The organism is Sphingopyxis sp. (assembly GCF_035944815.1).
Lineage (GTDB): Bacteria > Pseudomonadota > Alphaproteobacteria > Sphingomonadales > Sphingomonadaceae > Sphingopyxis.
Genome location: NZ_DASZAU010000010.1, coordinates 157859 through 171797, shown reverse-complemented (window position 1 = coordinate 171797; position 13939 = coordinate 157859). Strand labels below are relative to the sequence as shown.

Below are 13939 nucleotides of genomic sequence, written 5' to 3'. Positions count from 1 at the left end.
CTATTCCCTAATTTCACCGTCACCCCGGCGAAGGCCGGGGTCTCAAGCTCGAAGCGTTGAGATTCCGGCCTGCGCCGGAATGACGTCAATTTTCAGAGCCCCAAAACCATCTTCGCGATGATGTTGCGCTGGATCTCGTTCGACCCGCCATAGATCGTCGTCTTGCGCGTGTTGAAATAGGTCGGCGCGGCGCGATGGGCATAATCGGGCCCGATCGGATGCTCGTTGTCGCCCTCTCCAAACCCGCGGAAATAGGGCGCGCCATAATGGCCGACCGCTTCCAGCGTCAGCTCGGTCAGCCGCTGCTGGATTTCGCTGCCCTTGATCTTGAGCAGGCTCGATTCCGGCCCCGGACCGCGCCCGGCGTTCGGACCCGCCAGGCTGCGCAGTTCGGTGAACTCGAGCGCGGTCAGGTCGATCTCGAGGTCGGCGAGCTTGCGCTTGAAAAAGGCATTGGCGATCAGCGGCTTGTCGCCATCAAGTTCGGTGCGGGCGATCGCCTTCACCTTTTCGATGCCGCGCTTCGATGCCGCGACGCCGGCGATGCCGGTGCGTTCGTGCGCGAGCAGGAACTTGGCGCAGGTCCAGCCCTTGTTCTCTTCGTAAACGCGCTGCGACTGCGGGACGCGGACGTCCTCCAGCCACACTTCATTGACTTCATGCTCGCCGCCCAGCGTGATGATCGGGCGCACGGTGATGCCCGGCGATTTCATGTCGATCAACAGGAAGCTGATGCCTTCCTGCTGCTTCGCATCCTTGTCGGTGCGGACGAGGAAGAACCCCCAGTCGGCGTGCTGCGCCAGCGTCGTCCAGGTCTTCTGTCCGTTGACGATATAATCGTCGCCGTCGGGGACCGCCGTCGTGCGCAGGCTGGCAAGGTCCGAACCCGAACCCGGCTCCGAATAGCCCTGGCACCACCAATCCTCGCCCGACAGGATGCGCGGCAGGAAATGGGCTTTCTGCTCGGGCGTGCCGAAGGTGTAGATGACGGGGCCGACCATCGCGAGGCCGAAGGGCATCAGGCGGATGCAGTCGGCGCGCGCGGTCTCTTCGGACCAGATGAAACGCTGCGTCGGGGTCCAGCCAGTGCCGCCATATTCGACCGGCCATGCGGGCGCGATCCAGCCCTTCTTGTGCAGGATCTTGTGCCAGACAAGGAAGTCTTCCTTGGACAGCTCCTCGCCTTCATCCTGTTTTCCGCGGAGTTCCGCGGGGTAATTTTCGGCGATGAACTGGCGTACTTCCTGCTGGAAGGCCAGGTCTTCGGGGCTGAACTCCATGTCCATGACGATTCTCCCTTGGGCAATTTCGCCCTTATATTGTCGGTTCACGCTTACGTAAAGGTAAGTTGTAATTTGCTACGCGATGCGCGGCAACTTCGCCAACTTCCACCCCCATGTCCAGCGCGCCGTTGACGCGCGCGGCAAGGGGCACCAAGCGCCGGCCCGGGTTATCGATGGACTATGCGTCAGCCCGCAGGTTTACGCGTGACGAGGACGACCGCGCCTTCGCTGGCATAGGCACCGCGTATCTCGGCGATAGACAGCGTCACGTCGAGCGCGGCGCCTTCGCGCGTCACGATCTGCGACGCGATGCGCGCAGGCTCGCCGCTGCGGAAAACACCCTCGATCGCCTCCGAAAATGCTGCGCGGCAGCCGACTGAAAGCAGCGCGGAAAAACGTACGCGCCGGATCGCCGCGGCATCGACGCCGACCATCGACGTCAGCGTGTCGTTCGCCGCATCGATCGTCTCGCGCACCGACAGGCGCGCATGGCCGATCGCTCCATCGACATCGACCGTGGTCGCCAACGCCTGTCGCATGTCGCCGGCGGCAAGGCTTTCCATCGCTTCGCTGATGTCGCGCAACAGGATTGCCCCGCCTGCCGGTAACGGGACAAGGTCGACGTGCAGCCACTGGCGCGGCCGCAAGATTCCGGGCAGGTCGCCCGAAAATCGCTCGCGATGATCGATCAGCCGGATGATCCGCTGGAACAGCAGGCTCTCGCCGAACTGGGGCAACGCCGATGCGAGATTGTCGCCGATCAATGTCGCCGTTGCGCGCTCGATCATGTCGCTCGCTACGGGATTGACCGAGAGAATACGCCACTGGCGATCGATGACGATGATTCCGTCGCGCACGCACTCCACGAGCATGGCGAGCGACGCGCTGAGTTCGCTTTGGGGCGTCGCATTCATCGCATCGCCGCCATCGAGGCGGCGGTAATCGTCAAGCGAGATCAGCACATGCGCATCCTTGCCATGATGCGTTACGACCACCGGCTTTCGCGCCGATTGAAGCCGCCAATTGGCAAAACCCCGGATGAAGTCTGCCGCCGAAACACGCTGCGGCTCTTGCGCTGCCGTCATTATGCCCTCCCCGATCACGGGACTCTATGGGCTCCTTATGGTGGGCAGGGCGCGGGTTTGGCCGGATTATGCGTCCGCTTTGGCGCCGCGACGGCGCGATCAGACCAGCTTGGCCTTTCCGCAGCGCAACGCGTTGATGCGCGCGTCGGCCTGCCCCACCTGCACGCCGAGCAGGCCGGTGAGGTCCGAGAGAACCGTGTCGAGCACCGGCGCGGCTAGTCCGACGGTCTCGCCGACCGTCGCCGTCAATGCCTTGAGGTTAAGTCCCAGCCCCAGCACATTGACGTGGAGCTCCATGCGGTCCGCCAGCGATTTTGCGGCGCCCGCTACCAAACCGGTGCTCGATACGGTCTTCACCTGCCCGTCGTCGATATCGCGGCGCGAAAAGGCGACCGGTTTCTCGTTCAGATCGGACAGGACCAACTCGGCTTCGGCATCGACGCTGGCCAGCGGCAGTTTGACGACGCGCGCGCGCTTCGGATCGAGTGGGCGTTGCATATTCTGGAAATCGGCCTCGTCGACTGTTCCGATCGCCACCATCGCCGGCGAGGTAACGACTGCGAGCGACACGGCGGCGCTGCTGTTCGCGGTGCAGTCGATGTCCGAAATCCGGGCCGAAGCCGATCCGAGCTCGGCGAGTATCGGCAGGTGAATGCTTGCCAGCGGGGTTGTCACGCGGGTGTCGAGCTTCAATCGGACCTGCGCCGTCCGAACGATCACATCGTTGGTATCGGTCACCGCGATCAGCGGCGAATGGGCAGGCGGCTCGCCGATCATCAAGGCGACGTCGATCCCCGAGCCGCCCGGAAGGTTGCTGGCGAGCGACAGATCGACCTGCCGGTTCGCATTGCCGAGCAGCAACATGCTGCGCAGCAGGCTGAGCGCGTTGACCTTGACCGGGTTCGCGGCGTCGACCCTGACGCTCGACGATCGCGGGCCGAGGTCGATGGCGCGTGAAGGCAAAAGGCTGTGGGGCAAGGCGCTGTCGGCAATATGTTCGAGTGCGGTTGCTGCCCGACCATCCGAGGCGCGCGCCAGCGCGGCCACGACCTGCGGCATCGTCACTTGCGTGTCGAGCGTCTGGCCAAAGGTCAGGACGTCGGCACCGATCTCGGTCCGCAACGCGTCGGAAAAGGCGAGCAGGTCGATATCGGCGCTCGCAAGCGCATTATAGTCCATGAGCGAAAGATTGAGCTGGCTGCCGGTCAGCCCCGACAGCAACGCATTCGGGAGGCCGCCATTGACAGCCGCGACACGGGAGCCGAGCGAAAAGGCGGCATAGCCGCGCCGCGCGCCGGTCGCGGTGGCGCGGATGATGCTGTCGTGTCGCCCGGTCAAAAAGCTGCCGAAGAAGAGCGGACGGTCGCGGGTTAAAGTGACCCGCACCGCGTTTGGCGACGCGCCGCCTCCGGCGAAGCGCTGCTCGGCTTCGACACGGGGGTCTGCGACATAGGTGCCGGGGGTCAGGGCAGCGATCCGGATGCCGCAATCGCAATTAGCCGCGATGATGCGTTCGGCCGCGGCGCGCTCCTCGCCGAGCCTTCCGGCTGCCGCCATCGCTGCCGCGTCGGCGATCCCCTGCAGTTTCCTGCGGTCGAGATAGAGCGAGCCGACATCGACCGCGAGCGCCGCCGATCCGATAAGCATCATCATCCCGAAGGCGACCGAGATGCTGATGCCGGCACGGCAGTCGCGAGCCAGTCTATGGAAAGAGGAGGTTGCCGACATGTTCAGTCCACCGGCAGTTCGAAGGTTGCGCGAGCCCGGATGATGTCGCCCGGCGAAGGCACAAAGGCCGATCGCACGAAGCTGTCCTCGGGCACGGTGAAGGCGACAGCGACAGTAATCGCCTCCGCGGTCTCCGAAACGGCAATGACATGCGTTCCGCGCACCGCTTGCAGGCTCCGTCCGACCGCGCGGGTCGCGACGGCCCGGCGGTCGGCAGCGTCCAGTCCGACGATTGACGCGCGGGCGCCGTCGTTCGCCGCTTGCTGGACGCTATGCGCGAGCATGAAATATTGGCCGTAGACGAGAACGCCCATCAGCAGCGCGAGGAGCAGCGGCAATACCAGCGCCATTTCGACGATGGCGGCGCCGCGCTCCTCGCGCGCCAGGGTAAGGCCGTTCGGGGCCGGGAAGCGGACGCGCCGCGCAAGTCGGATCGAACCTGTCATGCCGCAAGCATGGCGAGGCGAAATAAAAGCGGCGTCGAGAAAGCCCGGCGCCGCTTTTGCAGATTTTACATATTCATCGCCTACATTGATCGGCCCGATTCTGGCAGATCGGCGGTGGAAGCTTAAACAAACCTAATTGCAGCACGGGGCCTCGATGCGAAAATTGCGCATCATTCCGCGTCCTGCAACTTGTCCTGCGTCCTGAGGTCGAAGTCCGAGGCGTCGTGACGTTCGTGAAGCTGGCTTGCCGGATCGCCCATCACGCGATTGACCATCCGGCCGCGCTTCACTGCGGCGCGCGCCGCGATCTGATCGGTCCAGCGCTGGACATTCTTATACTCTTCGACCTGCAGGAACTCGCCGGCGTCATAGACCAGACCCTTGGCGAGCGCGCCATACCAAGGCCAGATGGCCATGTCGGCGATCGAATAGTCGGCGCCGGCGATATAGTCATTGTCCGCGAGGCGACGGTCGAGCACGTCGAGCTGGCGTTTCACCTCCATCGCATAGCGGTTGATCGGATATTCCTGCTTGAAGGGGGCATAGGCATAGAAATGGCCGAAGCCGCCCCCCAGAAACGGCGCGCTTCCCATCTGCCACATCAGCCAGGACAGCGTTTCCGCGCGCAGCGCGGGTTCGGTCGGCAGGAAAGCGCCGAACTTCTCGGCGAGATAGATCAGGATCGCGCCCGATTCAAAGACGCGGATCGGATCGGCCCCGCTCCGGTCGACCAGCGCGGGAATCTTGCTGTTGGGGTTGGCGTCGACGAAGCCGCTCGAAAACTGGTCGCCGTCGCCGATCTTGATCAGCCAGGCGTCATATTCGGCGCCGCTATGGCCGGCTGCCAGCAACTCCTCGAGCATCACCGTGACCTTGACGCCGTTGGGTGTGCCGAGCGAATAAAGCTGCAGCGGATGCTTGCCGATCGGCAGATCTTTGTCGTGCGTCGGTCCGGCGATGGGGCGGTTGATGTTGGCGAAACGACCGCCGCTTTCCTTGTCCCAGGTCCAGATTTTCGGCGGCACATATTCGCTGTTGTCGGTCATCGGAGGCTCCTCGGCTGACTTCTATACTGACCGGTAATTTAATTGGCGATCGCCGTTTGTCTACCCTTCGCGCTTCAAATAATCTTTGCGGCGCGCAAAGCCGAAATGGCTTCGGGGTCATATCCGATCTCGCTTAGGATTGCGTCGCTATGCTCGCCCACCAGTGGGGCGCGCTGCGTTCCGGCCTTGTCGTTCCCCGACAGGCGGATCGGTGCGCGGATAACCGGGATTTCCTTTGCCGCACCGGGATATATGACCGGCTCGACGAGCTTCATCGCGACGACCTGCGCTTGGTCCAGCGCTTCGCCCGCCCGGAGGACGGGCGCCGCCGGGACCCGGGCGGCCGCCAGCTTGGCGATCGCGTCGGCGCTCGTCCGCTCGATGCACCAGCGCTGCATGATTGCGCTCAGTTCCTCGCCGTTGTCGCCGCGCAATATGTCGCTGGCATAGAGCGGGTCGCCGACCAGTTCGGGGCGGCCGACCAGTTCGGCCCAGCGCGCAAAGATCGGCGCGCCGACGATCTGGGTCACGATCCACCCGTCGCGGGTACGGAACAGGTCGGTCGGGCCCGAGCTGAAGCTGCGGTTGCCGATGGGCAGACGATCTATACCGTTGAGCGCGTGGTCGATGGTAAGGGCATTCGACAGTGCCAGCGCGGTGCCGAGCAGCGACCCCGAGACGCATTGCCCCTCCCCGCTCGTCTCGCGCTCGCGCAGCGCGAGCAAGACGCCGAACGCGCAATGGAGTGCGGTGCCGAAATCGACATAATTGACCTGCGCGCGATAGGGCTGGTCGTCGGTTCCGGTCAGGTGAACCGTTCCCGACATCGCCTGTCCCACCGCATCGAAGCCGACGCGATCAGCAAGCGGCCCTTCGCTGCCGAACGCCGACGCGGTGGCGAGGATGATACGCGGGTTGATGGCAGCGAGACTGTCATAGTCTAGTCCGAGCTTGACCATTGCGTCATGCGGGAGATTGGCGATCACGACGTCGGCGGTTTCGACGAGGCGGCGGACGATCTCGCGTCCTTCGTCGCTGCCGGGCTTCAGCGTCAGGCAGCGCTTGGCGCGGTTCATCTGCATGAACATCGCGCCCGAACCGTCTTCGGCGACCGGCACCGTATAGCGGTCGTCGTTGCCGCCCGGCGCTTCGATACGGATCACGTCGGCGCCATAATCGGCAAGCAATGCGGCGCAATAGGGACCGGCGATGTAGCGGCCGAAGTCGAGTACCCTAATCCCCTTTAGCGGCACGCCCGTCCCCTTCCCGATCCTGATCTTTCGACCCGGCTAGCAGTCGCCCGTCGACGCTGCCAGTCTTTCGTCGAAACCTGTCGCTTGCATGTTCGACGCCGGGGCATATGGTATACGAATATTTCAAACAGGGGATGCTTCATGACGCGCTTCGCTCTCGCTCTCGCGGCGACTTTGGCTTGTTCGACCTCCGTGTGGGCACAGACTGCACCGTCGGCTCCGGCCGCCGATGCCAAGCCGGAGAAATGGAACGTCAACGCGCCGCCGGGCATGACGACGCGCAAGGTACCGATCGCGGTCGACGAGGGTAGCTGGATGAACGTCGATGTCGCACCGGACGGCCGTACGATCGCGTTCGACATGCTGGGCGACATCTACACCATGCCGATCGAGGGCGGGACGCCGACGCGGATCGCCGAAGGGCTCGCCTATGAGCATCAGCCGCGCTTCTCGCCCGACGGCAAGCGGATTGCCTTTGTCTCGGACGCCGGCGGCGGCGACAATATCTGGCTGATGAACCGCGATGGCAGCGACAAGCGCCAGCTCAGCAAGGAGGATTTCCGCCTGCTCAACCAGCCGAGCTGGAGCCCCGACGGCCAGTTCATCGTCGCCAAAAAGCATTTCACCACGGGACGGTCGCTCGGCACCGGCGAGGTGTGGATGTATCATGTCTCGGGCGGGGCGGGGGTTCCGTTGGTCAAGAAACCGAACGAACGCCACCAGAAGGAGCTGGGCGAACCGATCTTCGCGCCCGACGGCAAGGGTGTCTACTATACGCGCAACGTCACCCCGGGTCCCATCTTCGAATATGCGCAGGACAGCAACACCGATCTGTTCCACATCGAACGTTACGACCTGAACGACGGGGAAGTGACGACGGTCGCAGCCGGCCCGGGCGGCGCGGTTCGGCCTTCGCCCTCGCCCGACGGCAAGCGCCTCGCCTATGTCCATCGCGAGGGCACCCAGTCCAAGCTCTACATAAAGGATCTCGCGTCGGGCGCCGAGCGCAAGATATATGACGCGCTCGACCAGGATGTTCAGGAAACCTGGGCCGTCACCGGCGTCTATCCGAATATGAGCTGGACCCCCGACAGCAAGGATGTTGTCTTCTGGGCGGGCGGCAAGTTGCGGCGCGTCGGTGCGGATGGCGGCGACGCGCGCGTCATCCCCTTCGCCATCAAGGATGACCGCGTCATCATCGATTCGACGCATCCGACCGTCGAGGTCGCTCCCGAAAGCTTCACGACAAAAATGCCGCGCTGGGCCGAAGTTTCGCCCGATGGGCGCAGCGTCATATTCGAAACCCTCGGCAAGCTGTGGGTGAAGCCGGCTACCGGCGGCACCGCGCGGCGGTTGACGGCGGCGAAGGACGACGCTTTCGAACTCTGGCCAAGCTGGTCGCGCGACGGGCGGCAGGTCACGTTCGTCCGCTGGACCGACGCCGGGCTTGGCGAGGTGCATGTCATCGCCGCCAGCGGCGGTGCGTCGCGCAAGGTCACGACGATGCCCGGCCATTTTGCCGAACCCCGTTTCTCGCCCGACGGCAAGACGATCGTGCTCGAAAAGCGCGCCGGCGGCGGCCTGCGGTCCGAACGCTGGGGCGAAAATCCCGGCGTCTATCGCGTCGCCGCCACGGGCGGCGCCCCCGAACGCGTCAGCGACAATGGCGCGAAACCGCAATTCGGCGCTGCGAACGATCGCATCTTCATGGTCGCCAGCGCCGACGGCAAGAGCCAGCTCGTCAGCACCGACCTGCATGGGCAGGACAAGCGCGTCCATGCCAGCGGCGAACTCGTCAGCGACTATGAAATCTCGCCTGACGGCCGCACGCTCGCCTTTCGGCAGAATTATGACGCCTATGTCACTCCGCTCATGCCGGGTGGGCAGGATGTGTCGCTGGGCACCAAGAGCGGCGCGCTTCCGGTAACGCGCGTCAGCGGCGGCGGCGCCGACTATATCCATTGGTCGAACGGCGGTAGCCGCCTTCACTGGAGCCGCGGGCCGACGCTGTACAGTGCCGATCTCGGTAGATTCTTCGCCAACGCCCCGACCGATGACAAGGCGCCAAAGTTCACGCCGCCGACCGAAGGCGTCTCGCTCGCGATGACGCAGGCGGCGGCGAAACATAAGGGTGTGGTGGTCGTGACCGGCGCAAAGATCGTCACGATGGCGACAAAAGACGGCGGTATTATCGACAATGGTGCGATCGTGATCGAGGGCGACCGCATCACCGCGGTCGGTCCGGCGGGCGCGATTACAGTGCCCGCAGGTGCGACTACGGTCGATGCGAAAGGCAAGACGATCGTCCCGGGCTTCGTCGACGCGCATGCGCATGGGCCGCATGGCGACGACGAGTTGGTGCCGCAACAGAACTGGTCGGAAATCGTCAATTTGGCGATGGGCACGACCACCAGCCACAATCCATCGTCGCGGGCATCGGAAATCTTCGTTTCGTCGGAAATGCAGCGGGCGGGGCTGATCCTTGCGCCGCGCATCTTTTCGACCGGCGAAGTCATCTATGGCGCGAAAGCGGCGGGTATTTACGCCGAAATCGACAGCTATGAGGATGCGCTCGCGCATGTCCGCCGCCTGAAGGCGCAGGGTGCGCATAGCGTCAAAAACTATAACCAGCCGCGCCGCGAACAGCGCCAGATGGTCGTGAAGGCCGCGCAGGCCGAAGGCATGGAGGTGGTGCCCGAGGGCGGGTCGCTCTTCACCCAGGACGTGACGCTGATCCAGGACGGCAATTCGACCGTCGAGCACAATGTGCCGCTGCACGTCTTTTACAAGGATCTCGTCCAGCTCTGGGGCCAGACGACCGTCGATTACACGCCGACGCTCGTCGTGACTTATGGCGGCCCGGCGGGCGATCCCTATTGGCGCGCGCACACAAATGTATGGGAACAGCCCATCCTGTCGCGCCACGCCCCCCCGGCGGAACTGGCGGCAAACAACAAGCGCCGCGTGATCGCGCCCGAGAGCGATTATGTCGACGATGATTCGGCGCGCCAGTCGTGGAAGATCGCCGAAACCGGCCGCATGGTCTCGATCGGTGCGCATGGCCAGCAGGCAGGCCTTGGCGCGCATTGGGAAATCTGGTCGTTCGTGCGGGGCGGCTGGAGCAATATCGACGCCCTCCGTGCCGCGACGATCATGCCGGCAACCTCGCTTGGTTATGCAAAGGATGTCGGGTCGCTCGAGGCAGGAAAATTGGCCGATCTCCTGATTCTCGACGCCGATCCGACCGAGAATATCCGCGCGACCGAGCAGATTCATCGCGTCATGCTTGGCGGGAGGCTCTACGATCCGCTGACGATGAACGAGGCCGAAACGGGCACACGCAAGCGCGGGGCCTACTGGTGGGAAGCCGACAAACCCTGAATCTTGCACGCGGTCCGTCGCTTTTGTGACTAGAGGGTTGCAACGACGACGGACCGCCGCTAGGGGCGTCACCTCTCAGCGAGGAGAGTTGGCTGAGTGGTCGAAAGCGTCGCACTCGAAATGCGAAGTGCCGGCAACGGTACCGAGGGTTCGAATCCCTCACTCTCCTCCATTTTTCTTGAGATTTGACCACATTCAGCCACGCCCGGTAGGGCACGGCGAGCTATCGCCCTTGAACGGTCGTCGAATCGTCATAGATTGAGATCATGACGCCCGAATCCTCTTCTGAACTTCCCGCAACCGTTACTGCGCCGCTGGTCGGCCGTGCCCGCTTTGCGCCCGGCGATATTGTGCGGCACCGCATGTTCGATTTCCGCGGTGTCGTATTCGACATCGATCCGGTCTTTGCGAATACCGATGAATGGTATGAAGCGATCCCGGAGGAAATCCGGCCATCAAAAGAGCAGCCCTATTATCATCTGCTCGCCGAGAACGGCGATTCGTCATATATCGCTTACGTCAGCCAGCAGAACCTGGTCGCCGATGGCGACAGCGGACCGATCGATCATCCACAGATCGACGCGATGTTCGACGGATTGGAGCGCGGTCGCTACCGCGTTCGCGCGATCCACCGTCATTAAGATCGTCAGGCTTTCAGCTTCCAGCCCGAAACGAGCAGGCGGTAGGTCAGCAGTCCAAGCACGATATTGACCGCGACCAGCGCAAGCACGGCGGTCAGGACCGGATTGGCGATCGTCGAATCGACTGTCCCGATGAAGCCGTACCGAAAGCCCATGATCGCATAATAGACGGGGTTGCCGTGGGCGATCGTCTGGAACCAGGGCGCTAGCTTGTCGACCGAGTAAAAGGTGCCCGAAAGCAGGGCCAGCGGGGTGACGACGAAATTGGTCACGGCAGCCGCATGATCGAATTTCTCGGCCCAGACCGACGTGATCAGTCCCAGGAAGCCCAGCATCGACGCACCGAGCACGCCGAAGACCGCTACGGCCCACAGATGGTCGGGTATTACATGGACTCCCGGCCACAGCAGCATGGCGAGCCAAAGGGCACAGCCGACGAGGATGGCCCGAGTGATCGCCGCGCCGATGAGCGCGATGATCAGTTCGCCGACGGCAAGCGGCGGCATGAGATAATCGACGATCGTCCCCTGAATCTTGCCCACGAGCAACGAAAAGCTGGAATTGGCAAAGCTGTTCTGGAGCATCGCCATCATGATGAGACCCGGTGCGATGAAATCCGCAAAGGGTACGCCGATGACGGTTCGCCCCGCTCCGCCCAGCGCGACAGTGAAAATGACGAGGAACAGCAGCGTGGTGATCGCGGGTGCCCAGATAGTTTGCAGCTGGACCTTGAAAAAGCGCCGCACCTCCTTGACATATAAGGCCTGCATACCCCGAACGTTCAGGGTGTGGATATGAGGTACGCCGGGTTCGGCAAAGCTTGAGGTCGCGGCGGAATTTGTCGAGTCGGGGCGCGAAATTTGGGGCTGGTCGTTCATGGCGTTCTCGCCTATCGCCTCCCCGATCTTACCGCAAGCTGGGCAGCGATCGATGCCGGTTCCAAAGAGCCGGTAACATGGGGTCGTCATACCGCCCGCGGCGTGGAATGATAAGGAATTGAACATGTCATGGACCGATGAGCGCATCGAAAGCTTGCGCACCATGTGGGAAAAAGGGCTGACCGCCAGCCAGATCGCCGACGAACTCGGCGGTGTCAGCCGCAACGCGGTCATCGGCAAGGCGCATCGTCTTGGCTTGAAATCGCGTCCGTCGCCGGTCAAGGCGACCGAGAAGGTTGCAAAGCCGCCGAAGCCTGCAACGCCCGCCGCGCCGAAGCCGGCTGCGCCCGTTGCGGCCGCTCGTCCCGCCGCCCCCGTTGCGCCGCGGCCCGTCGCGGCCGCGCCCAAGCCCGAGCCCCGGCCTCCGGTCGAGGCATCGGACGAAGGCGGCGCCGACCCGGCGCCGAAGCCCGATGCACCACGCATCGTTTCGATCGGTCCCGGCGGCTTTATTCGTCAGGGTCCCGGCGACCAACAGGCCCCGATCCCGCCAGCGCCGCCGCGCCGGCTGGTGCCCGCGAAGCCGAGCCCCGAGATCGCCGACAAGACGAGCCTGCTCGACCTCAATGATCGCATCTGCCGCTGGCCGATGGGCCATCCGGGCGAGCCCGACTTCCATTTCTGCGGCGAAGCGGTGAACCCCGGTTTCCCCTATTGCGTCGAGCATTGCGGCCGCGCCTATCAGGCCCAGCTGCCGCGCGGAACGCGCCGCCCGCCCCCGCCCCCGCCCTTCGGTGGTCCCCGGGTTCGTTAAGACGCGTCCGGTGAAGCCCTTCGGGCAGGATTTCGAATTTGCCCGTGCACTTGGCCTGCAAATGGTCGAGCGCGGCGACGGGCATTGCATGATGGCGATCGACATCGATCGCCATCGGCATTTCAGTCCGCAAGGCGCAGCGCATGGCGGTGTGGCCTATTCGCTTGCCGATACGGCGATGGGCGGCGCCTTGACCAGCCTGCTCGCCGACGACCAGTGGTGCGCAACGCTCGAGATCAAGTTCAACTATCATGTCCGCGTCGGCGAAGGTCGCCTGACCTGCGAAGCGCAGGTGCTGCATCGCGGCAAGCGCGTCGCCAACATCGACGCGAAACTCTATCAGGACGGACGTCTGGTCAGCAGCGCCAACGGCAATTTCGCCATTTTCGCGGCGCCGGACTCCTGAAACGCGAAAGGCGCCGGATCTTTCGACCCGACGCCTCCCGTTCCCGCTCCCAAGAGGTCAGAAGCGGAAGCTCAACGAACCGCGGACACTGTGCGTGCGGAAGTGCGGATTGCTGCGCTGGATATCGGTGCCACCACCATCGAGGAGGAAGGGATTGGTCGGCGGCGCGGTGCCCGCGCCGACGTTCACGACATAATCCTTATCTTTGAGATCGGTGTAGAGATATTCGAGTCCGACAGCGATATTCTTCGTCACCATGACTTCGGCACCGCCGCCTGCGGCATAGCCCCATGCGTTGGTGCGGCCATTGTCGGCAAAGCTGTTGGCGGTGTTGCTCGTCGTGAAACGGTTATCGAGCTTTGCATAGGCGGCGCCGCCAGTCACATAGAAGAGCGCGCCGCCGCCGGGCGTGTAGCCGGCACGGAGGCGTGCGCCCGCCTGCCAGTCGGCTTCACGGCTCATCGTATAACGCGCGGGCGTCGTAGAAAAGCCGCTGACGCTGTCGCGTGCTTCGCTCCGCCCGGCTTCGAGTACTGCGCCAATGACGAAATTGCCCATGCGCTTGTCGTAACCGAGGCGACCGAAATATTCGGGGCCGTCCTTGTCGTTTTTACACCCGAGGTTGGCGGTGCCGGTCGCGGCACCGTTACAGAAACCCGGCGAGAAAGCGTTCGCGCCGCCCGACGTGGTCACCTGATCGCCGTAGGTTCCGTCGCGGTCGGTGTCGAAGATCAGCGTTTCGCCCCGATCGCTGCCCTGCAGCGTACCGCCGCCGACGATGCTGACATAGGGGCCGTTGAAATCCTGTGCGGTGTCGCGGTCGTCCTGTGCCATTGCCGGCATCGCTGCCGCGCTGGCCGCAAGCGCGGCAAGGAGAGAGAGGTTCCTCATTTTTTTACTCCACTTTTTGAATGACTTTGCAGTCGGCCTCTCAACCCGCCGCTAGCATTCAAGGTTCCCTTAAAGCACAGAAACGCG

The 13939-nt window shown here is 63.7% G+C and carries 12 protein-coding genes and 1 tRNA gene; 5 read left to right on the top strand and 8 right to left on the bottom strand.

Annotated features, from left to right (window positions below; all coding sequences use genetic code 11):
* Positions 1-92: 92 nt before the first annotated feature.
* The 6 genes from VGU00_RS15745 to VGU00_RS15720 all read right to left on the bottom strand — a co-directional run bounded on the left by VGU00_RS15745 (position 93) and on the right by VGU00_RS15720 (position 6841).
* Positions 93-1286, bottom strand: a complete 1194-nt coding sequence (locus VGU00_RS15745) for an acyl-CoA dehydrogenase family protein (protein WP_327470175.1) — start codon at positions 1284-1286, stop codon at positions 93-95.
* Positions 1287-1468: 182 nt separating this feature from the next.
* Positions 1469-2368 (bottom strand): PAS domain-containing protein, encoded by a 900-nt coding sequence (locus VGU00_RS15740; RefSeq protein WP_327470173.1) that lies wholly within the window; start codon positions 2366-2368, stop codon positions 1469-1471.
* A gap of 99 nt (positions 2369-2467) precedes the next feature.
* Positions 2468-4021: a TadG family pilus assembly protein gene (locus VGU00_RS15735; protein WP_327470171.1), complete on the bottom strand. Its 1554-nt coding sequence runs from the start codon at positions 4019-4021 to the stop codon at positions 2468-2470.
* Between the two features lie 77 nt (positions 4022-4098).
* Entirely contained in the window at positions 4099-4542 is a 444-nt protein-coding gene (locus VGU00_RS15730; RefSeq protein ID WP_327470169.1) for a TadE/TadG family type IV pilus assembly protein, read from the bottom strand.
* A 170-nt stretch (positions 4543-4712) separates the two neighbouring features.
* A complete protein-coding gene (gene yghU, locus VGU00_RS15725; protein ID WP_327470167.1) occupies positions 4713-5588 on the bottom strand; it encodes a glutathione-dependent disulfide-bond oxidoreductase in 876 nt (291 codons plus the stop codon).
* Positions 5589-5662: 74 nt separating this feature from the next.
* Positions 5663-6841, bottom strand: coding sequence for a CoA transferase (locus VGU00_RS15720; protein WP_327470165.1), 1179 nt, complete (start codon positions 6839-6841; stop codon positions 5663-5665).
* A gap of 141 nt (positions 6842-6982) precedes the next feature.
* Between VGU00_RS15720 and VGU00_RS15715 the strand changes: the two genes are divergently transcribed.
* From VGU00_RS15715 to hspQ, 3 genes are all read left to right on the top strand, one after another.
* On the top strand, positions 6983-10222 hold the full coding sequence (locus VGU00_RS15715; protein WP_327470163.1) for an amidohydrolase family protein: 3240 nt from the start codon (positions 6983-6985) through the stop codon (positions 10220-10222).
* Positions 10223-10304: 82 nt separating this feature from the next.
* Positions 10305-10394, top strand: a tRNA-Ser gene (locus VGU00_RS15710).
* A gap of 94 nt (positions 10395-10488) precedes the next feature.
* The gene (gene hspQ / locus VGU00_RS15705) at positions 10489-10863 is read left to right on the top strand and encodes a heat shock protein HspQ (RefSeq protein ID WP_327470161.1); all 375 of its coding nucleotides are present in this window, start codon (positions 10489-10491) and stop codon (positions 10861-10863) included.
* A gap of 5 nt (positions 10864-10868) precedes the next feature.
* Here hspQ and VGU00_RS15700 read toward each other — a convergent pair whose 3' ends face one another.
* Complete coding sequence (locus tag VGU00_RS15700; protein WP_327470159.1) at positions 10869-11741, bottom strand: ABC transporter permease; 873 nt, start codon at positions 11739-11741, stop codon at positions 10869-10871.
* 124 nt (positions 11742-11865) lie between these two features.
* On the opposite strand from VGU00_RS15700, the gene VGU00_RS15695 reads away from it, so the two are divergent.
* Together VGU00_RS15695 and VGU00_RS15690 are read left to right on the top strand one after the other, a co-directional pair.
* A complete protein-coding gene (locus VGU00_RS15695; protein ID WP_327470157.1) occupies positions 11866-12555 on the top strand; it encodes a GcrA family cell cycle regulator in 690 nt (229 codons plus the stop codon).
* A 10-nt stretch (positions 12556-12565) separates the two neighbouring features.
* Positions 12566-12961, top strand: coding sequence for a PaaI family thioesterase (locus VGU00_RS15690; RefSeq protein ID WP_327470155.1), 396 nt, complete (start codon positions 12566-12568; stop codon positions 12959-12961).
* A gap of 57 nt (positions 12962-13018) precedes the next feature.
* Here the strand turns inward: VGU00_RS15690 and VGU00_RS15685 are convergent, their stop codons facing one another.
* A complete protein-coding gene (locus VGU00_RS15685; RefSeq protein ID WP_327470153.1) occupies positions 13019-13852 on the bottom strand; it encodes an outer membrane protein in 834 nt (277 codons plus the stop codon).
* Positions 13853-13939: the final 87 nt, after the last annotated feature.